Below are 21,422 nucleotides of genomic sequence, written 5' to 3'. Positions count from 1 at the left end.
AGATACCGCGAGGATTTTGACAGGAAGTTTGATATGATAGAACAATTTGTTTCGGATATGAACTTTGACAGGCAGCTCTATGCGGTGATTGTCCGTGCTCCCGTACCGTCGGGGATCATTTCCGCCGTGCATCTGCCACTCTTACCCGAAGGCTATGCCTTTTACGGAGCAGCGCAGATTCCCGGACAAAAAACCGTCGAAGTATTTGAACACTCGATCCCGCTTTTTGCAGCGGACGAGATAGAATATAAAGAACAAGCAGTCGGAATCCTGACCGGCGATAATGAGGCGACCCTTGAAGCGCTGCGGAAAGACATCACCATAGAACTGGCGCCGATACCCGAAGACAGTTTTGAAGCTGGACGGACGCATACGCTGTTTGATTATCCTATTATTGCGCGGGAGGATCGCACTGCGGGAAATATCGATTCAATCTTTGAAACAGCCCCTTCGACCGTATTCTCATCGCTTAAAATAGCTTCGCAATATGCCGCCCGTTCGGAGCCGTTTTCCGCCGTTACGGTGTTCCGCGAAGACGGGCTCGATGTCTATGTGCCTACCCAGTGGCCGTTTCATGTCCGTGCCGCGGTAGCAAAAGCGACCGGTCTTACGGAAGAAGCGGTTGTCGTGCATCCAACCCAAACCGGCGAAACATTCAATGAACTTTTATGGTTCCCGTCTCTCCTCGCCTGTCAGTGCGCTGTTGCGGCGGTTCTACAGCGGAATACCGTTTCGCTCAACCTATCCGCGGAAGAAAGCCGGGCGGCAGCGCCTAAAACGCCGGAAATGATTATCGAACATCAATCAGCGCTATCAGACACTTATTCGATTGACGCAATGCAGATATCGATTATTGTCAATGCCGGTACCTGCTGCCCGCTCATCGGCAATATACTCAAGCAAATGACCGCCGCTGCATTAGGACCGTACACCGTACCGAACTACCGGATAGAAGTGCGGGCTTCAAAAACAGCGGACGGCCTTATCGATATCCTTGAAGGCTGGGGCGACTACTATATATCAAACGCGCTGGAAAACCATATCAACAAGATTATTCAGGATTACAATCTCTCTCCGGCGGAATGGCGTACCAAAAATATGCCGGACGATTACAGCGCCGTTTTTTCAAACCTCTTCGAACTCTTAACCGGCAAAAGCGATTTTATCTGTAAATATGCCGCGTATAATGTTTTTAACCGAGGCAAAACGGATAAACGGGACGGACGGTGGCGCGGTATCGGCTTGGCAGCGGGCTTTCAATATAGTGGATGTGCCGCAAACTTCACGTATACGGCAGAGCTGACGTTGGATGTCCACAACCGGCTTTCAATTAAGGCGGAACCGGCGGAGGATGATTTAAAGAAAGTCATCAGGAAGCTTGCTGCGAAAAAACTGGAAATCGCCGAATCCGATATTACCTTTGCCGGCCTTACGACTGCCGATATGAATGAGTCCGGGCCTGCGACTGCCGGCAATACTGCGGGTATTGTCCTACCTCTTATTGAGCAATGCCTGAGCGATTTGCAGGAGCAGCGATTCCGCAATCCGCTCCCGATCAGTATTTCGAGAAGTACTCACACCCCGCAGCCCGATGTTTCACAGCTCAATACCCCGCACCCTGATATTCCGCCGCCCGATACTCCGCAGCCGGACGTTTCCTCGGCAGAAAATGAAACCGGTAAAAACAGTGTTCCGTTTATTGCCAAAACGCCCGCGGCCTGTATTATCGAACTTGAACTGGACACGGTTTGCTATGAAATACAAATCCGGAAAGTGTGGTTCGCTTGTCATCCCGGAAAAATCTACGAAAAAAAGCAGATTCTCAACTATCTGCGTAAAAATATTGCCGCGGCATTATCACGTACTGCTCAGGAAGCGCTCCCTTCAGCCGAAACCGGTGATACTCCCCTCCCCTATTCGGAATACCGGATGATACTGCCGAATGAAATGCCGCCCCTTTCCGTGGATATTCCCGAACGGGGACGTTCGATGAGTGCTTTCGATTCATCTGTGCTGAATATACTGCCCGCTGCATACCTTGCAGCGTTGAACCAAATACTGCTGCGTGTTCCTGCACGGATAGATACCTTACCGATCCGTAGAGAACAGCTATTCAAAGCTTTAACGGGGAAAAAATAATATGAAGATACGATTTCATCTCAATAATGAGGCGGTAGAAATAGAAGCCGATGCCGATGAGCGGCTGTCAGATGTGCTGAGACGAGATTTCGGCATCTTGAGTGTACGGAAAAGCTGTATGCAGGAGACGTATGCTTCCTGCACAGTGTTATTAAACGATCATCCGGTGCCGTCCTGTATGCTCCCCGTCTTTGCTGCAGCGGGGCAAAACATTATCACACTTGAAGCCTTTAGCGCTACGCAGGAATATAAAGATATTATCACCGCATTTGAAAAAGAAGGCATTACACTGTGCGGTTTTTGCTCTGCGGGTACTCTTTTAACCGCTCACAGTATTGTACAAAAACATTGGAACCCCACCGACGAACAAATACGCGATGCCTATATCGGAATCGTGTGCCGATGTACCGATATTGTTTCGATCACCGCAGCGTTAAAACAGGTCTGCAAATCAAAGAGGAGCAAGCGGCATGAAAAATAATTATATCGTCAATACCGCAAAAAACATGGCCGAGCTGTACACACTGATGCAGAACCATACCGACATTACTCCGCTTGCCGGCACTACCGGATTGCTCAAAGATTGCCATACCGACCGTTTCCTCTTGCCGGAATCGATTTTATTCCTAAAGAATCTTCCCGAACTTGAAACCATCGCCAAACGGGAACGCTTCATAGACTTCGGCGCTGCCGCAAGCCTCAATACCATTTTAGAGCTGGGAGAAAAAAACGTACCACAGATTCTCTATCAGGCGATTTCCCTTGCGGCCAATCCCGGTATCCGCTCGCTTGCAACCATCGGCGGAAACATCGCGCAAGCGCCCATGCAAAATTCCTGCCTTATCCCATTAATCGCGCTCGATACGAAAATCGAAATACGGACACGGAAAGAAACATTTTGGATGCCGCTGATTCAGTATTGCGACGAAAGCAGCACTGCACTGCGCCAGAGCCCGCATATTATCCTCCGTGTGCGCGTTCCGTTTGAAGAATGGACTATTTCATATTATAAGCGGCTTGGACCGGTCGGTCATATTACTGCCGATACCGCCTCTTTTGTATTTATGGCCCGCACACAGAAAAACCTGCTTTCCGATGTTAAACTGCTGTTCGGCAGCACTCAGCTGATAAAGAGTAAAGAGTTTGAAAACCTCTTAACCGGAAAGGGACTCCCCATCGACCGGCGCAGCGTCGGCGCATTGATGAAAGAAACCGAAGAGATTTTCAGCGACACCTTTTCCGCCGCGGAAATCTCCGAGTTCCAAAAGGCGTGTTTTTTCAATTTGATTGAAGAGAGTATCTACTTACTAACCAATTAAGTGTAGATTGACAAGTTATACCGCTTAAATCTTTATCCTCATTGAGAGCGGAGCAGCTTCTGCTCCGCTCTTTTCATAAGGACACTTGATGAGTCAACACTCAGACAGCTCCCAGTCTACTTCTTTTGAGCGGTTTCGATAGTACCCTCTTCAATAACATAACCCAATACCGGATTTGAAGTACCATTGCCGTAAACATTTCCATTTTCTGTTCCGGAACTAGAACTTCCTGTTTTACCTTCGGTCAACTTTCCATCCGTTTTCTTTTTCCAGACACCGACGTTAACTTTATTACCTGCTGCATAGGTATCGTACGCCTTTGGGGTTGGCACAACCGAAACTTCCCAGTTGCCGGTGTAGTAATCGTTTTTAGCTCCTGCTTCCAATACTGCACCGTCTTTTAGATACGCAAGTTTCGGAACGCCTCCCCCCTGCATAAAGTAACCTATGTAGGGAATCGGTTTACCGTTTATATCATTTGCAACATCGATGGTAAGGCGGCTGCCCGTCAGCGAGTACGAATCAACAATGTATTCCGTAAATGTGCCGCTGTAGGAAGCAGAATAGGCATAAGCCAAATCGCCGGAACTGGTTGTATAAGCCAAATGGATACCTCCACTCCTATCAACTGCTAACTGAACATCCTGCCCGCCTGAAAAATTAACTGAATCATTATCAGTCCATGCGGTTGTAACATCAAGAGCAGTCTTATACTTCAGTTTGAGTTTTCTGGGAGCCCCATCGTAATAGGCAAGAACTACGGCTTTATCACTTGTAGCGGTTCCTGCAGTATCAAACTCCGATACCACCCCTAAAGCCACGAAAGGCGTACTGCTACCGCTTACTACTATTTGATAGTTACTTGCGTTGGAATCTTTCGGATTTTTCAGCGTACCAGGTATATTCACAATTTTATTCTTCGTTCTAAATCGCAATTGCTTCTTCAGTAAATCATAATACGCTATGTAGACATTCTGACCGGCTGCTATAGCAGGCGACTGAATACGGTTTTTATTGATATTGCCATCGCCAAGACCGATACTTTCAAACGCTACACCTCCCACCCCATTATAATTTGCATTCGCATTATTATAGCTACCATTAGGATTTACTTCAAAGAATGTTGCAAGACCGCATGTGTCAGGATTATTGTCCGTGTTTACGTCAGTACCGGAAGCAATACCATAGCTTTTACCATCCGGACCGTATGCAAATCCGACATTCTGATATAAATCCCAGTTCATTTGGAAAATGGTATAGCTTGTCGAGTTACTTGCCATACTAAACCATCCGGTGCCATTTGCAAAGGCAAAACCTATTCTACCGTTATTTTCAGCATCGGGATGTATCTTCATCATCGGGTAGGCAACAGATCCATCCTTTGATTTTACTGCCTCACTATTAAACTGCCACACATCCAGTTCCACATCGTCAGTAAGCTTGTCGTTGCTTGCGGTTTTTGCCCCCTTGTTATACGGCTTGTCGTTATTGTTTGTATTGTTGATTGCAGCAATAGAACCTACATTTACTTCAAGTTTACCGCTTACAGCGCCTTTATTAGTAGCTGAAACAAATTTAGGCAGCGTCAAAGTCCATGAGGAACCGTCTGCACTAAGAGTTCCACAGCTAACGCCTCCAACCGTACAAGCAGCTCCGGTAAGATTAAACCCGTGTACTTTAATCGTTTCGCCGTCTTTGACGGGATAGCGTCCCAGTGCCGTGCGCGCATAGAGGTCGGGTTCATTACTACCAAGTTCTGAAAGCGCGGTGGTAATGCCACTTATATACGGCACAACGTTTACCGTTGTTTTCGGCTCGTTTGCAGTATAAGCGTACATAGAAACCGTAGTTGCTTCAACGGGAACATCATCTTCAAGAGTTGCCGTATTGCCTGTTACGCTTCTTATACGTGTCAGGTACTGCGTTTCGCCTTTTGTAAACACAACGAACTGTCCCGGCTTCTTATTTGCGAAAACAGCGTTTTCCGCAGATCTTTTTTCAGTCCGGGTAACACCTGTTGTTTTTGCTGTAGTCACTCCGGTATCGGAAAATGTCGTTGTTCCATCGTTAGCCGTTACTTTAATGTCTTTCGCAAGCCCTACGCCCGCTTTTTCAGTGTCCCAATCAATCTGCCATGTAACGTAATAGCCAAGATAGTCGGCACCGAGTTTTTTTACCTTTAATACAATACCATCTGCCGAAGTTATTGTTCCAGCCGTCCACGGCCCATTGCCCGAAAGTGTAGCTGTTAACGTTTTACCGGCTATCTCCGCCTTAATCGAATCGATTTTAACATTATCATACGCAAAGCCGCGCAAAGTAACTTTACCCGAAACGGAAGAGTGATTGTTACCTAAGCTGTTGATTTTTGCAATTTCCACATGCCCGTTGGCGCGTTTGTTTTCGTATAGTGAGTTATCGGCTTCGCCGTTCCAATGGAACGGAAGAATGACCACCGTCGGCGGTTTACCGTCAAGCGCATCGAAGAGGGTGGTGATATTGATTTTCGCAGAAGCGGAATTCGTACCTTGTGTATAGCCCGCCGTTTCGCCCCACAACTCAAGGATAATTTTTGTCGGCGTACCGTTTGAATTGTTGATTTTGTCTGTAGCCGTGCCAAAATGATCCTTTAAGTCGATTTCACCGCCGCTTGTAATAGCGGTAAGGCCTCCTAATAGAGTACCGTCTTCTTTTTTAAGCTGATATTTTACGGTACCGTATCCGCCGGTAAAGTCAACCTTTATCTTTGAATTATTCTTATTTTTAAAGGCAAATTCAGTGCTCGCAAAATCTGCGGTAAAGTCAAGATTACTGTCAGTCTTTACGTTTTTAAGCGCTTTATTTGTAGTGTTGTTTTCAAAACTCTCAGGGCTGCCTGCTATGTCGGTCATGAGCGTAACTTTAGAAACAACAATCGGCTTGTTTTTTACAACAACATCGATATCGGGAACTGTATATACGTTATCCTGCTCATCGTAAATCTTACAGCTCAGTTTTCCTTTACCGTCTTTTAGGGTGCTTAAATTGATTTCTCCTTCCCAGCTGACTTGCCCGCCGAGATGTTTGGTTATTTTATTTCCTGTAATTTCACCGCTTGATTCGGACATCCCGTCAACGGTAACCGTCGCTTCGATCTTTTTTATACCCGATCCGTCGTCGTGTGCAACACCGCGCACGATCCAATTTCCGCCGTCGTTCCGTATAATATACGGTGCTTTATATAAAAGACAATTGTATGTGCCCGCTCTATCAAGATTGGGGGCAAAAGACACCGTAGTTCCGCTGACGTTTGTTACCGTGCGGATCTTATCGTTAATTAAAAGGTGCAGCTTGCTGTAATCGGGAGTCGGGCCGGGCGCATACTCTTTTACTTTTTGTGCAAGATTGGAGTCCGTTATGGAAGATACTCTGACGTTTCCGCTGTATCTGTAGATAAATTCTCCTACATCACCTGTCGGAGCTGTAATATCGAAGTTCAGCTTTACGGTTTCTTCCCTGGACAAGTTTTGCCCCATATCAACTATTTCAATTTTTATCGATATCTCGCCTTTGCGTTTCGACGCATCGCTGAGCGTATTTAAATCCAAAGGAATTTGAAGCTTATAATTTTTTGCCCCAGGAGCAGCAGGCGCATGGGCGGTATCTTCGGCAATCCAGCCCTGCGATAACGCTTGCGACAAATTATATTTTTGATTGCCCAATAGTTCCGGAGATGAAATCTCGACGGTTTTTATTCCCGAGTCGTCATATAAAGAACCGATAAGTTTTTTCCCGTCAGTGATCCACATACCAGAGGCATAGTTTATCGGGTTTGAACCGTCCGATTTATTTACCAGCTTTAACGGATCTGGACTGCCGATAGTCGGGTAAGCTTTATCTATGAAGATTTTTACAGGCTCTGACCATGGACCGTATTTATTAGTAGTTTTATTTTTGGCACGGACTCTGAAATAAACATTCCAGTTTTGCCCGCTTGGATTGTTAAATGCTTCGTTTCCGTTTATTGAAATTTGCCAATTTGATCCTCCGTTAGGACCGTCAGTACCCGGTACAAGCTGGCCGTCGCCGCCTTTATGCCAATCGGCATCATAACCGCCGCCGGATGTTCCGAAGGTCATATTCCCGTTTGCGGTATCGTTAAAGTTGCCGTTTTTTGAAAACTGAATATAGACCTCACCGATGTCTGTCGGGAGCCCCAGTCGGGCAGCAGCCGTACCGAATATTTGGACAGTACCGCCCAAAGTTTGATTTTGCTGCGGTGAAAGTACTGTAACAACCGGCTTGTCCCCTGCTGAATCATAGCGGACTGTAGATTGCTTAACAGCTTTGTTTCCTATGTTATCCTCGGTCAAAATATAGACGGGAATATCGTACACCCCCGGATTCCCGCTAACTTCAGTACCGTGAGATGCAGGATTTGACGAAAAATCATCCAAGTTATACGTAAACTCCCATGAAACAGGAGTAGTTTTATCCATGACGCGCCAACCGGTGGTAGCGGGGGTCGGCACGGAAGCCTGTTTTCCTATGATGTACTTTGTACCGTCCTTGTTTACTCCGGCATGGGCATCGTCAACGCTTCCCATAATCCTTACGATTCCCGCCTGCTCGGCATTGGGCGGAGGATATTTTAAATCCGCTATGGGAGCTGTTGTATCTTTAATAAATGTTATTTCGGCATTAGCAGTCTGATTCGTACTATTCTTAGCCCAAAAATGAACTTTGTGCTCTCCTTCCGATAATGAAGTAATCGAAACAGTTGCAGCGGTTTTCCATTCGGTTCCGGAAGAGTACGGAAGTTCTGTATCGCCTTCTCCCGCTGCTCCATCAAATTTATAACATACTTTGGTAACCGGCTGCCCGGAAGAAACATTTGCAATGACATGAAAAGCTTCTTTTACAAAACCCGAAGGAGCGCCGGGACGTATCATGAGGTGGTTGCCTGCCGCTTCAAACTTGATAACGAAAGAGCCTCCGGGGGAATTATTTCTGTCATAAGCAACAAAATCATTATTTTGGGTATCTTTTCCTTCTACTTCTATGACATAACACCCGGCAGAAAAAGTAGCAGGATTCGGCAGTTGCCATTGTACGGTCAATTCACTTGTGCCGGTAACAACCTGATTAAGCTCGTCCTGTGTCGATAAATCCGCAAATTTTAAAGAATAAGCAGGGGTAGCGGACTGCACCAAATTCAATATTTTTTTATCGCCGGAAGCAACATACGCAACATCATCGTTGCATTTATACATATTGATGATAATACCGCTTGCTCTGTATCCATTGTAATCGAAAGTTTCAACCAATGAGGTGTTGTTTTTATTCGGAATGAGCTTGAGAGAAACTTTAGGCCGCACCGAACCGCTGAAAAACTCTACACCGGGATGAGGCAAATCCGCATCGGGAGTCGCTGCGGGATAGGATTGAGGAAAGTTGGTTCCATTTGTTACTTTAAAGCCGGGCGATTTATTCGGATCAAGCGTAAAAAAGGAAAATTTTTGAACGTCAGGGTCAACTTTGGTCATAATGCGGGCATTTTCCAATATCTGCTTTACTGACTGTCCCTCAGGATCATTGTCGTCATATAATTTTGCCAAAAGCTTCAGCGTTTTATTCGATGAAGAAGCTGAACCTTTTTTCCCCGCAAAATAATCGTTTATAACATCGGCGGTATACCCCTTTTCTAAAACCGATTTGATATCTCTATCCCGCAAATAATACCATTCTGAAGTGTTTCCCTCGCCTTGGTTTCCATCGCCTTTAAAAAAACGCGCATTATCTGTTAAAGATATATGGGCTTTAATTTTGGGGCTTGCGTGGTCGGCGTTATATTTATATAAAGGATCGGTAAAATCGGAAGCGTTTTTTGTAGCAGTAGCTATTTCTTCGTTTATATTTTTTCCGACAAATTTTTTCGATACGCTTATATTCGTCCCGTCAACTTTTAAAGTAAGATCCTCTATTTTGCTTCGATCTTCCGCTTGTCCTATGACTGTAAAAACCGAACCGTAAGGGTCGGCCTGTGCGGTACTATCATCGTTTATGATAATTGTCGACGGACGGGACACAATAAACACAGGAGGTGTGTTGTCTATCTTATAGGTCTTTGTAAATGTAGAAACTTTTCCGCCCTTGTCGGTAACGCTGACAATTGCCGTATATTCGCCATCGGGAATGGGATACACTTTTACCAGATCGTGCCCGGGTTCGGTTCCCGTCGATTCGTTATTTACATGTATTGTCCACGAAGCTGAAACATCACCTTTAGAAAATCCTTCAGCACGATACGCAGAGCTTCTTTCTTTCGTTTCGATATTTTCAAAAACAACCGAAATCGATTGGATACCGTCATCGTCCTTTGCCGTTCCTCTCAAAATAAATGAACCCCGTATCGGCGTTTCACCTGCATCAGGATAGGTAATCTCACCGCTCGGCGGAAGAATATCGATCTGACCGCCCAAACCTACATACGGTTTACAGGTAACACCTGCAAGGGCAGTTAATATAATCAGTACAAGAAATACTGCGCGATTCATCTTTTTCATAAGCCTTTTCTCCGCTCCATTGAGCAAGCGTTTCTAACACACTCCGGCGATAAAAACGCCCTGTAATTTCTTCTGCTTCGCTTCTCTGCGGCAGAACCTTACCGTCTTGCTTTCCCGTCTGAGCGGTAACGGCATGACCGGTACAACTTTCTGCTATCCCGCTTCCCGTATCGGCAGCAATAGCGCAAAACTTTAATGTTGCTAGTTGATAAACTTTTTGTACGATTACTTTTTATGGATGACTTTTAGAGGGCGGCAGATTACCGCATATATTACTAAATCTCATGTGATGTATACCGATAATTAAACATTTTGTCAAGCAAAAAATAAATCTTAAATCTTTATCCTGCCTTTGAAGCTGCGCATTAGCGTCAGTTTGTCGGTGTACTCCAAATCGCCGCCGACCGGCAGTCCCGATGCAAGACGGGTAACCTCGACGGGGAGATCGCGCAGCACCTTTTGGATATAAAGGGCGGTGGTATCTCCTTCGATTGTCGGGTTGGTTGCGAGAATCACTTCTTTTACCGCCGTACCGTATTCTTCCTCCGGTTCTTCTTACTGACCAATTAAGCGTACATTGTATCAGAGTTGCTTCTCATGCTAGTATCAACATTATGTTACGGCATACAATATTTTTTATATTACTACTGTCCGCCTACACCGCTACAGCAACGGATACACACATACAAGGCCGTATTCCTTCTCCGCTGTACGGTATAACGCTTGACGATGTTTCAGAGCATTCTATCACAGCTATCATAGATGCAATTAAAGCACTACCGGTAAAACCGACAGCACGTATTGTTATTGATGCTGACAAAAAGCCGGCTGATTTTGTTTCACTTCTCGCCGGTATTCACGAAGTCGCGTATATTATGCTTTGTCCATGCGATTCGTATGATATGGCTTTTTATAAAACAGCCGAATCCTATAAGGCGCGTTTCGCCGAATGTGCGGCATATCTCACGCCGTACGTAGATATTTGGGAAATCGGAAATGAAGTCAACGGAGAAGGATGGTTGGGCGGTTCGGAGAAATTGATTGCCGAGAAGGTTTATACGGCGTGGAAATACATACATCAGCAAGGTTTTGCAACGGCACTTACCGCATATATGGCTGATCCGGATTCTCAAAGTATAACAATGGAGGACTGGCTTTTAAACTATATTCCACCTGATATGCGGAATACACTTGATTATGTATTAGTCAGTTACTATGACGATGATAATGACGGTAAGCATGAAGAATGGCAGAGTATGTTCAAAAATCTGTATAATATGTTTCCTAATTCTTTGCTTGGATTCGGTGAATGCGGGTTTGCAAAACCACACAACGCAGGAAAAACCTTCAATGCCCAGGCAGATAGATATTATCGTATGCTCCCCTATAACCACCGCTATATCGGCGGCTATTTTTGGTGGTATTGGCAGGAAGACTGTATTCCTCATAAACAAAATTCGCGTTGGAGCAAAATAGCCGATAATTTTTTGTGGATGAAAGAACAATACCGCTAAACAAGACAATACAAAAAGCGTCGCCGTTAAAAACCAAAGTTTTTAACGGCAATGCCCAAAACTTTTATTTTACCTTACAAAAACACTACTTTCCTACATAGAATGCCGCGCGGTAATCCGAACTGGTTTTAAACCCTACCGCAACAGGCATCTTCTCCGTAGTATTGTAATACTTTGCCTTTGTTTCAATACAGATACGGCCGTTTGCTGCCCGTTGGTTAAGCGGAGCGGTCATTGTTTCCCAGCCAGCTACATCCGTTCCCGTATTGTTAAAGTCCATAGAGGTTTTATAGGCAATCCGGATAGCATCGTACGAGTTGGGACGGGACATATACGTAATATAGGGAGTTGTGCCGTCCATGGTCATATCTATAGACATACCGGAATCATCCAGTACTTCCGACTCTCCAAACGTATACTTTGTTGAACCGTCATCGGACATATTCGTAGATTTTACGTACACGAGCTGCCCCTTGGTGTTTTGGAACGCGATATGCAAAACCCCATCACTGCCGATACATGCATTTATATAGTCGCTTGCAATCTTACCGTTCGGATCCGAAGAATCGAGAACCTTTTGAATTGTCCAATCGGCTGACGACGTAGGCTGTTTTGACGTACTTCTTGCAAGACGTAAGCTGCCGGTTGCGGCATCCATGTACACAACAACAGGATAACCATTCTTAGTTACCGTAACGGCAACGGATTCCCACACTGCATTTGAAACGGAAAGCCCTGGTTCAAAATTACTCAATACATACGGAGATGCATAAGTTGAACCGTTGGGGCTCACAAATGTAAATTTCTTTTGATCAGCCGGAGCATCAGCCGGAGCGTCAGGTACTGCACATTCTCTATCGGTTACGTCGGTATTGCCGTCTATCACGCACCACGGCAGCGCCTTGAGGCTTGTATTCGGCGTTTTACTGTCATCAACCCAGGCAAATTTTGCAGCTGCAGTTAATCTGTCATAATAGACAACGTAGATGTTATCGCCGGAACGTACAGTCCGTATGTTTTTAAACTGCTGCAATTCATTATCGTAGGTAAACAACTCAAACCGATAGCCCTTATAATCACGATATATCTTGGGCGCATCTTTATCATAGAGGTATATACCGCCCGCATTTACGGAGTTAGTATCATTCCATAGGTATTTTTTTCCGTCTGTGCTGGTTGTACCATTGCCCCAATCCGTAGCACTTCCGTTATGATAATTTGCAGCATAGAGTACATTTACTTCCCCTCCATTTACGGTTATATCCGTTTCTTCCGGCGGATCGTATACGTGAAGCACCCTGCGTGTACCGTTTCCGTCTACAGCTACGGCAACAGGAGTATCTCCCGTAAATTGATTTGAATAATACACATCCGAGTTTGAATAATTACTGAACGAAGCATACAGCTCACCGTTACTATCTTTAGTCATTGCAGGATAAATGGCATTTTTGCTGCCCTTAAAGGTATCTTCCTTACTTACACGCCAAATATGCACAAATCTGTCGTCGGAATGTTTCGCGGTTCCGTATGTATCGGATTTTTCCGTATTACTTGCGGTATAGGCATTTATATTATTTACCGCAGCAACACCGTTTACCACAAGATGCAGATAACCGTCTTTTGCCGTATCCGGCACTTTAAAGGTAAAACTCTTCTTATCACTACTTAATGTCAGACTCTCCATTTCAACTGGAAAAGAACCGCTTCCGTCTTTATTTGCGGTAATCTTTAAAGAGGGAGTGCTTCCGTCCAAGTTAAAACCTGTAAGTGTGTTGCCCGCTTCCCCGCGTAGTAAGGGTATGGCACCGCTTCGAGCTCTGTTTGTATTGTACGTACTGTTTCTGCTGACACCGGTAATATACGGCACCACGTTAACACTTATCGAAGAATCATTTGTTGTATCTTTATACAGCGTAGCAGTCACAAAACCGGTATCTACCGCATTTATAAGCTCAATCTTATTACCGGTAACTGATTTTACGCGGGTTAAGTGCTGTGCTTCACCCTTAGTAAAGAGAATAAACTGACCGGGCTTGGCAACGGCAAAATCCGCATGTTCCGCCGTATCATTAGTATCGCGGGTTAGAGAAGAAGATGAGGAAGACGGATCGGCAGCCGAGGTTCCTGAAGAATTGGTTCCGTCATGAGCCGAAACACTGATTGTCTTTCCAAGACCTACAGACGTTTTTTCACTGTCCCATTCCAGCTTCCATTTTACATAGTAGCCGAGATAGTCGTATTTAGACTCTTCAACTTTAAACTTGATATTCTTTGAAGCATCTTCGCTTATAGACCATGTATTATTGGTGTTCGTAACAGTTATGTTTGAAGCGTTAGGAAGCGTTGCCGTAAGTGTCTTGAGCTGAACATTATCATATGCAAAGCCGCGTAGGGTAACTTTACCCGAAACGGAAGAGTAATCGTTGCCTAAGCTGTTAATCTTTGCAATTTCCACATGTCCGTTAGCACGACTGTTTTGATACAGAGAGTTATCGGTTTCGCTATTCCAATGGAAAGGCAGGATAACAACCGTCGGCGGCTTAGTGTCAAGCGCATCAAAAAGTGTAGTAATGTCTACCTTAGCCCAAGAACTCGTAGTACCTGGATCAAAACCGTATGCCTCATCCCACAACTCAAGCTTTATTGTCGTAGGCGTACCGTTTGAGTTATTTATTTTATTTGCCCCCGAGCCGAAGTGAGTTGTTAAGTCAATTTCGCTGCCGGATGTTACCGCGGTAAGATCCTGCAATAGAGTTCCGTCACTTTTTCTCAGGCGGTATTTTACGGTACCTTGTCCGCCGGAAAACTCAACCTTAATCTTTGAATTGGTTGTGCTCTTAAAGGCAAAGTTTTTGCTTTCCACAGTCTTGGTCTGATTCAATTGAGCATCGTTGGTATCTTTCGTTACCGTCGTCTGTGGATCCGTTTCTGCAGGATTGAGTTTATCGGTTGTTACCGGTTGTCCACCGATTTCGGTTTGTAGTATAACTTTAGAAACCTTTACCGGCTTGTTTTTTACCACGACATCAACACCGGGCGTCATATACGTATTACCACTCTTGTCGGTTATGGTATAATGCAGCTTGCCCTTACCATCAGATACGGAACCAAAATCAAGCTCTCCCTTCCACGTAACGGTTCCACCAAGCTGTTTGGTAATTCTGTTTGTCTGATGAGTTTCGTTTATGACCGTTTCAGGTGAATCAATGCCGTTGACGGTTACATGTACCTTCACTTCTGCAACACCTGAACCACTATCATTCGCCACACCATTGACAATCCATTTCCCACTGTTGTTTTTGTATATCAGCGTTTCCGGTTTATACAGAATATAGCTGTGGCGTCCAGCAGTAAGAGCCGGAGAGGCGGTAAATTCAATCTTATCGCCCGTTACTTTCGTTGCCGTGAGTATATGATTGTCCGCCAGTATTTTGCATCCACCGCCGGAAGATTCTGTAGCGCCTAAATCTTTCACTTTTTGCGCCAGCTGTGCGTCAGTTATCGAATCAGAAGCAAAATTCCCGATATTCATATATTTATCGGTACCGAAATCACCGATAGGATCGGTGGTGTCGAAGCGGAAGGTAAACGTTTGTTGTGTACTCAATGCCGGAGATGTTGTATTTTCTGTAATGGAAATAGTTACACTAAACTCTCCAGCCGCTTTTGCAGCAGAGCTCAGCGCATCTAAGTCGAACGGAATCTTTAGCTCATAATTTCCGTCTGCAGCATCAGCTATCCAACCCGCTGCTTTAGCTTGAGCAAGATCATAGTTCACACCGCCAGCCAAACCGGTTGATGCAATTTGAACAGCCTTTATACCCGAATCGTCTTTTAATGAGCCGATCAGTTTTTTATTGCGTCCTACCCACATATTAGGCGTATAGTCTTTTGCGTTTGCACTGCCGGCAAGAACGGTACTCGAAGAATCGTCTACTTTAACGGCATTGGGACTTCCAATCGTAGGAGCAGACTTATCGACGATTATTTTTATTTTATCGCTCCAGTCTCCCATCGATGTACCATTTTTATTTTTCGCACGGACTCTAAAATAGACATCTTGGTTTTGATTGGTTGCATGATTAAATGAACCGTCGCCGTTTATACTGATTCTCCAGTCTGCGCCTCCGTTAGTATCTGTCCCTGGAATAAGCTGTCCGTTTCCACTATTGTACCAATTGATTGTACCAAATGTTCCATCTGCGGCAGAGGTAAAATTACCATCACGAGAAAATTGAATATATACTTCACGCACCGCTGCCGGTCCACCTTTAGGTACACTTGCAGTTCCGAATATCTGTATAGTACCGCCTAATTTTGTAGTAGGAGTAGTATTCTGCGGTGAAAGTACTTTCACAATCGGCTTTGTTCCCTCAGTATCAAAGAGTATCTGTTTTTCATGTACAGCTTTATTCCCCAGTTCGTCTTCCGTAAAAACATATAACGGTATTTTTCTATATCTACCGATAACCGCACCGTATTCCGATGAAGGAACGTTATCCAAATTGATGTGAATACTCCACGAACCTTTTGTCGAAGTATCAGGAGCATCTTTCATTATTTTCCAGCCGGCAGCAGTATCAACCGTCGGCGCAGGAGTCTTTTTACCCAGTATGTATTTGGTTTTTTCGGGATTTACTCCGGCCCATTCATCGCTGACTCGGCCTGAAACGACAATCTCTCCCGCTTGCGGATTGGTTTCTTCAGGATATACTATTTCAATTGTCGGACCCGTGTTATCGACGGTAAATTCGGTAGTATCCGTATCGGTAGAACCGGAACTTGTTTTTGCTAAAAAGTGAATTTTATGGATGCCGTCCGAAAGAGGTGCCCCATTCCAAAGAAGCTTCCCCTGCGAATCAGTAGTTAAAACAACCGTCGCTTTGTAGCGAGGATTGCCCGGGTCGGAACTGACCTTTGTAAGAATCTTTGTTGTATCGGGACTACCGGCATTTACCGGTGCACCTATATTGTAATATACAGCACCAGTCGAATCGATACCGGTAACATCCGCTTCTATATCCACAGTTGTATTTTTAAAGCCTTGCGGACGGATCGGCCGTATTCTCGGACCGCTTCCGGTAGCAAGAAAGTTTATGATATAAAGGCTGTTGCTTACCGTATTAGAGGTGTCATAGGCTTCAAATTTATTTGAATCGGCTCCGGAGGTGTCGGAACCTTTAACCTTTACGGCATAGTATCCTTCACCCCAAGACGGATCAAAGACACATTTTACACGTAACTTTCCATCTACTACCGTAATATTGCTTGTATCCGTCAACTCAGAAAACTTTACCAGTTTCTTCTCTTCACAATTTACATCATTTTTTAAGCTGTCCGCTTCATTCGTGCCGGCCGCTTTATTCCATTTGTGTAAAACGATCTCAATATTGCTTTCCTTATACCTAGCAAGGTCAAAGCCGGCCGTCAATGGAGTGTTATTTTTATTACGGATAAGCTCTATCGAAAATGCCGTTTCACCTCCGCTTTTAAAGAGCATCGACGTAGCGTCTGAAAGAGTTAAAGCAGGCTCTACAGGTAAACTTTTTACGCCGACAACTGTAAAACCGGGAGATTGGCTCGGATCAAGTTTAAAAGTGCTGCGCTTTTCAGTCATTTTAATCATCGTCGTTTTAAGTATATTCAAAGCTGCCGTATCGTTGCGCAATTCTTTTATTTTTTTATCATGCTCGTCTTTATCCGACCCCTTTTTACCGGCAAAATAATCGCTGATTACTTCAGGCGTGTAGCCTTTTGCTATGACATCTGTATAAATGCTATCCCACTGATAATACCAATCGGCTTTATTACCTTCGTCTGTTACCCCCCCAGTATATTTGCGGGCATTATCGTATAAATATAATTGACTTCTGATAGGCTTTGTTTTATCCTGCGCTTGCAAATTATATAAAGGATTTGTTTCATTGCCTGAAATGACTTCCGATACGGCAACCCGTGCGTTTATATTGTTGCCCACGAACATATTAGTTATATCAATCGGCGGCGTTCCCGGAACATGCACATTCAGTTTTTCAACGGTATTTTTTTCACCCACCTGCCCCACAACAGAAAAAGTCGAACCATAACCGTCTGAAGGATCCGATGGTGAAGGAGAGGTACTTTCATCAACAAACATCGACGGCCGCTGCACGATAAACACCGGCGGGGTGTTGTCTATTTTATAGTTCTTGGTAAATGTGGACGTCTTTCCAACCTTGTCGGTAACGCTGACAATTGCCGTATATTCACCGTCGGGAATGGGATACACTTTTACCAGCTCATGCCCGGGTTCGGTTCCCGTCGATTCATTATTTACGTTTATTGTCCACGAAGCTGAAACATCCCCTGCGGAAAATCCTTCGGCGCGATACGCAGAGCTTCTTTCTTTTGTTTCGATATTTTCAAAAACAACCGAAATCGATTGAATACCGTCATCATCGCTTGCCGTTCCCTTTAAGACAAACGAACCCCGTATCGGCGTCTCACCCGCATCAGGATAGTCGATCTTCCCGCTCGGCGGAAGAATATCGATCTGACCGCCCAAGCCTACATACGGTTTACAGGTAACACCTGCAAGAACAGTTAATACAATCAGTACAAAAGATACTACGTGATTCATCTTTTTCATAAGCCTTTTCTCCGCTTCATTGAGCAAGAAAACTATCCAAAACCTGAAGTTTATGGACAGCCCCACGCTCCGGCGATAAAAACGCCCTGTATTTTCTTCTGCTTCGCTTCTCTGCGGCAGAACCTTACCGTCTTGCTTTCACCTCTGAGCGGTAGCGGCATGACCGCTACAACTTTCTGCTATCCCGCGTCCCCTATCGGCAGCAATAGCGCAAAACTTTAATGTTGCTAGCGATAAACTTTTTGTACGATTACTTTTATGGATGACTTTTAGAGGGTGGCAGATTACCGCGTATATTACTAAATCTCACTTGACGTATACCGATAATTAAATATTTTGTCAAGCGAAAAATAAATCTTAAATCTTTATCCTGCCTTTGAAGCTGCGCATTAGAGTCAGTTTGTCGGTGTACTCCAAGTCGCCGCCGACCGGCAGACCCGATGCAAGACGGGTAACCTCGACGGGAAGATCGCGCAGCACCTTTTGGATATAAAGGGCGGTGGTATCCCCTTCGATTGTCGGATTGGTTGCGAGAATCACTTCTTTTACCGCCGTACCGTTGCCGATACGCTTAACGAGGCTTGCAATACGGAGCTGTTCCGGCCCGATGCCTTCAAGCGGCGCGATAACACCGCCGAGTACGTGAAAAAGCCCCCGGTACTCGCCCATGCTCATCAAGGTATAAACATCCTGCGGCTGCTCCACTACGCAGATGCAGGAGCCGTCCCGTCCCGGATCGCTGCAGATAGTGCACACATCTTGATCGGTAAAAGCGCCGCATATCGGGCACGGTTTAATACTGTCGTGAAGCTTGTAGAGGCTGTCTGCCAGCCGGTGGGCATAGGGAGGCTCTTGCTTGAGGATATGATATGCGAGCCGAGCGGCACTCTTTTTTCCGATACCCGGCAGGCGGCATAAATTGTCGATAAGGTCTTCAAGCGCGTTCATTATGACGGCATTCCTCCTGCAAGCGCGGCAAGCGGTCCCATTTTCTCCTTCAAGGTATCTTTAATTTTTTCTATTGCATCGGTATGAGCCGAGCGGATTAGGTCTTGTAACATCGGAATATCGCGGTTATCGACAGCAATAGGATCCAATTCGACTTTTACCATATCGAAGGTACCGCTCAGCGTTACCTTTACCAAGCCGCCGCCCGAAACGCCTTGCACGCGGAGCGCTGCCAGTTCTTCTTGCATTTTCCCGAAATGAGCCTGCAAGTCTTTTGCATTTTTCATTAATTCAAACGGATTTATATTCATTATTCTTCCTCCGGTTCTTCTACAACCGCTTTTTTCTGTATGTCAACGATACTGCCCTTGATATTACGCCGTACCATCTCTACCCGCGCGGGGACGGATACTTTTTGCACTGTCTCTTCTTGAGCGAGTGTTATTTGTATTTTCAATTCTTTGCCGTAAAGCTCCGCCGTCTTTCGGGTTAGGATATTTTTTTCCCGCTGCAGCTGCTGTACTTCAAAAGGGGTATGAACAGCCATATACAGGATGCCGTCCCGTTCGCTCCAGTTGAGCGTTTTACCGACCGCCGCCGACAACATCGTATGTTCTATGAGTAGATGCTGAATAAGCGCGTCCTTGAGCTCATCGATGCTCTGCACACGGGGCGGCGGTGGGGTTCCAATTGGCGACTGCCGCACTGCCGAAGGCTGCGGTACCGACACCGGCGGCTGAATCTGCGGCGTTCCCTGCGGTAGCGGGACATCCCGCTGCTGCTGCACCGGCGCTGCTCCGGTTGCCGGATGCTGTACCGCCTGTTGCTGCACCGCTCCGGTTACCGGATACTGAGTATAACCTAGCGGAGCATTGGCCGAAATTCCTGTCTGCGAGGTGCCGGCTATTCCGTCCGAAACAGGTATCCCGGCCGATGCGGTATTTCCGTAAGTACCGGCAGCCCTCAGCGAAGAGAAGCCGCCGGTCTTAAAAAAGGGGAGTCAGCCCCGCCTTTTTGCGGCACCCCGCTGCCGGGCAACGCTCTGGTTGCAGATTGAACTGCCGTAGGTACGCCCGCGAACAGCGCTTGAGCCGCATCAAAGGCTTCTTTCAGTTCCTTTGGGGAAACATAGTCGGAAAGCCATGCAAGGCGGGAAACCGTTAATTCCAGTTCATAACGCGGATTAAGCGAGAACCGGAGATCTCTGAAAAGCTGCAAAAACAGATAGAGAGCGCGCTCAAGCTGCTGGGCATTCCAGCCTGTCAGTATCTCCTGCGGGAACCGCTCCGCGCGCTGCCCGATTAAAGCCTCTTTTGTAATACCTTGTTGTATTAATAGAAGACTGCGGAGATAGTTAGTGCAGTCTACCGTAAATTGCTCGGTAGAAACACCGTTTTGCAGAATAGTATCAAGGGTGAGCAGCGCGGCGGCGGCATCTTTTTGAACGCAAGCAGTCAGCAAGGCTCCGATCGAATCGGTACCCGTTAAACCAAGTGTGCTCTGTATTTTTTCAAAGGTGATATGCCCGTCCGAAAAGGCAGCCACCTGATCAAACAAGGTGTAGCAATCGCGCACGCTCCCGGTAGCCTCGCGCGCAATCCAGTACAACGCCTCGTCGTCAGCCTCGATATGCAGCTCCGCCGCCGCCTCTGCTAAAGCCTGTTTAAGCACTTCTACATCGACTAATTTAAAGTTAAAGTGCTGACAGCGGCTTTTGATGGTTGCCGGAACCTTGTGCAGTTCGGTTGTTGCAAAAATAAAGATAACATACGGAGGCGGCTCTTCGATCGTTTTCAGCAACGCATTGAAAGCGCTCGTGGAAAGCATATGAACTTCGTCGATAATGTAGATTTTATACCGGCTGGTATTGGGCGGAAAGAGAATTTCGTCCTTGATTTGCCGCACATCGTTGACACTCGTATTCGATGCGCCGTCTATCTCGATAACGTCGATACTTGAACCGGCCGTAATTTCGCGGCACGAGGTACAAACTCCGCAGGGAGTAGCGACCGTTCCCGTTTCACAGTTGAGTGCCTTGGCTAAAATACGCGCCGAACTGGTTTTACCGCATCCGCGCGGCCCCGAAAAAAGATACGCATGGGCTATTTTCCCCGCTTCAATAGATTTTTGCAGCGTCGCCGCAACAAAATCCTGCCCTAATAAATCTTCAAATCGCTGAGGCCTGCGCCGTGTCGCCGTTACTTGGTACTCCATTCGGAGATAGTATCATAAATTGAGGTTTGGATAAAGTATTTACTCACGTAAAAATCTAACGGAAAGTCTTGCCCTCTAATCGAAAGACTCCTTGTCTAACAAGTCATACACTGAT

10 protein-coding genes and 1 pseudogene are annotated in these 21,422 nt (G+C 45.7%); 4 read left to right on the top strand and 7 right to left on the bottom strand.

Annotated features, from left to right (window positions below; genetic code table 11):
* The first annotated feature begins 33 nt into the window (after positions 1-33).
* The 3 genes from E4N66_RS05705 to E4N66_RS05695 are packed head-to-tail and all read left to right on the top strand — an operon-like array spanning position 34 to position 3,458.
* The gene (locus tag E4N66_RS05705) at positions 34-2,139 is read left to right on the top strand and encodes a molybdopterin cofactor-binding domain-containing protein (protein ID WP_253729307.1); all 2,106 of its coding nucleotides are present in this window, start codon (positions 34-36) and stop codon (positions 2,137-2,139) included.
* Position 2,140: 1 nt separating this feature from the next.
* Entirely contained in the window at positions 2,141-2,620 is a 480-nt protein-coding gene (locus tag E4N66_RS05700; RefSeq protein WP_044016041.1) for a (2Fe-2S)-binding protein, read from the top strand.
* The gene (locus E4N66_RS05695; protein ID WP_253729306.1) at positions 2,610-3,458 is read left to right on the top strand and encodes an FAD binding domain-containing protein; all 849 of its coding nucleotides are present in this window, start codon (positions 2,610-2,612) and stop codon (positions 3,456-3,458) included. The genes E4N66_RS05700 and E4N66_RS05695 overlap by 11 nt, the downstream gene beginning before the upstream one ends.
* A 116-nt stretch (positions 3,459-3,574) precedes the next feature.
* On the opposite strand, the gene E4N66_RS05690 is transcribed toward E4N66_RS05695, so the two are convergent.
* Both E4N66_RS05690 and E4N66_RS05685 read right to left on the bottom strand, forming a co-directional pair.
* Positions 3,575-10,003, bottom strand: a complete 6,429-nt coding sequence (locus E4N66_RS05690) for a hypothetical protein (protein ID WP_253729305.1) — start codon at positions 10,001-10,003, stop codon at positions 3,575-3,577.
* 333 nt (positions 10,004-10,336) lie between these two features.
* Positions 10,337-10,528: pseudogene (locus E4N66_RS05685) on the bottom strand (toprim domain-containing protein); the annotation flags it as partial.
* An 89-nt stretch (positions 10,529-10,617) separates the two neighbouring features.
* Here E4N66_RS05685 and E4N66_RS05680 point away from each other — a divergent pair.
* Positions 10,618-11,517: a hypothetical protein gene (locus E4N66_RS05680; RefSeq protein WP_253729304.1), complete on the top strand. Its 900-nt coding sequence runs from the start codon at positions 10,618-10,620 to the stop codon at positions 11,515-11,517.
* Between the two features lie 85 nt (positions 11,518-11,602).
* Here E4N66_RS05680 and E4N66_RS05675 read toward each other — a convergent pair whose 3' ends face one another.
* The 5 genes from E4N66_RS05675 to dnaX form a co-directional block, all read right to left on the bottom strand.
* A complete protein-coding gene (locus E4N66_RS05675; protein ID WP_253729303.1) occupies positions 11,603-18,145 on the bottom strand; it encodes a hypothetical protein in 6,543 nt (2,180 codons plus the stop codon).
* A 357-nt stretch (positions 18,146-18,502) separates the two neighbouring features.
* Positions 18,503-19,093 (bottom strand): recombination mediator RecR, encoded by a 591-nt coding sequence (recR, locus tag E4N66_RS05670; RefSeq protein ID WP_253729302.1) that lies wholly within the window; start codon positions 19,091-19,093, stop codon positions 18,503-18,505.
* On the bottom strand, positions 19,093-19,404 hold the full coding sequence (locus tag E4N66_RS05665; protein WP_253729301.1) for a YbaB/EbfC family nucleoid-associated protein: 312 nt from the start codon (positions 19,402-19,404) through the stop codon (positions 19,093-19,095). Before E4N66_RS05665 ends, recR begins: the two co-directional genes overlap by 1 nt.
* On the bottom strand, positions 19,404-19,925 hold the full coding sequence (locus E4N66_RS05660) for a DNA polymerase III subunit gamma/tau (RefSeq protein ID WP_253729300.1): 522 nt from the start codon (positions 19,923-19,925) through the stop codon (positions 19,404-19,406). The genes E4N66_RS05665 and E4N66_RS05660 overlap by 1 nt, the downstream gene beginning before the upstream one ends.
* A gap of 131 nt (positions 19,926-20,056) precedes the next feature.
* Positions 20,057-21,307 (bottom strand): DNA polymerase III subunit gamma/tau, encoded by a 1,251-nt coding sequence (dnaX, locus tag E4N66_RS05655; protein WP_253729299.1) that lies wholly within the window; start codon positions 21,305-21,307, stop codon positions 20,057-20,059.
* Positions 21,308-21,422: the final 115 nt, after the last annotated feature.

This window comes from Treponema sp. OMZ 857, assembly GCF_024181085.1.
Classification (GTDB): domain Bacteria; phylum Spirochaetota; class Spirochaetia; order Treponematales; family Treponemataceae; genus Treponema.
Note: the sequence above shows the minus strand (reverse complement) of the source record. Positions and strands in the feature narration are given on the sequence as shown.

What these genes read in the sequence shown, in the direction of transcription:
- recR (WP_253729302.1), bottom strand. Translation starts at nt 19,093, where the DNA reads ATGAACGCGCTTGAAGACCTTATCGACAATTTATGCCGCCTGCCGGGT.
- E4N66_RS05700 (WP_044016041.1), top strand. Translation starts at nt 2,141, where the DNA reads ATGAAGATACGATTTCATCTCAATAATGAGGCGGTAGAAATAGAAGCC.
- E4N66_RS05675 (WP_253729303.1), bottom strand. Translation starts at nt 18,145, where the DNA reads ATGAAAAAGATGAATCACGTAGTATCTTTTGTACTGATTGTATTAACT.
- E4N66_RS05705 (WP_253729307.1), top strand. Translation starts at nt 34, where the DNA reads ATGATAGAACAATTTGTTTCGGATATGAACTTTGACAGGCAGCTCTAT.
- E4N66_RS05680 (WP_253729304.1), top strand. Translation starts at nt 10,618, where the DNA reads ATGTTACGGCATACAATATTTTTTATATTACTACTGTCCGCCTACACC.
- E4N66_RS05665 (WP_253729301.1), bottom strand. Translation starts at nt 19,404, where the DNA reads ATGAATATAAATCCGTTTGAATTAATGAAAAATGCAAAAGACTTGCAG.
- dnaX (WP_253729299.1), bottom strand. Translation starts at nt 21,307, where the DNA reads ATGGAGTACCAAGTAACGGCGACACGGCGCAGGCCTCAGCGATTTGAA.
- E4N66_RS05690 (WP_253729305.1), bottom strand. Translation starts at nt 10,003, where the DNA reads ATGAAAAAGATGAATCGCGCAGTATTTCTTGTACTGATTATATTAACT.
- E4N66_RS05695 (WP_253729306.1), top strand. Translation starts at nt 2,610, where the DNA reads ATGAAAAATAATTATATCGTCAATACCGCAAAAAACATGGCCGAGCTG.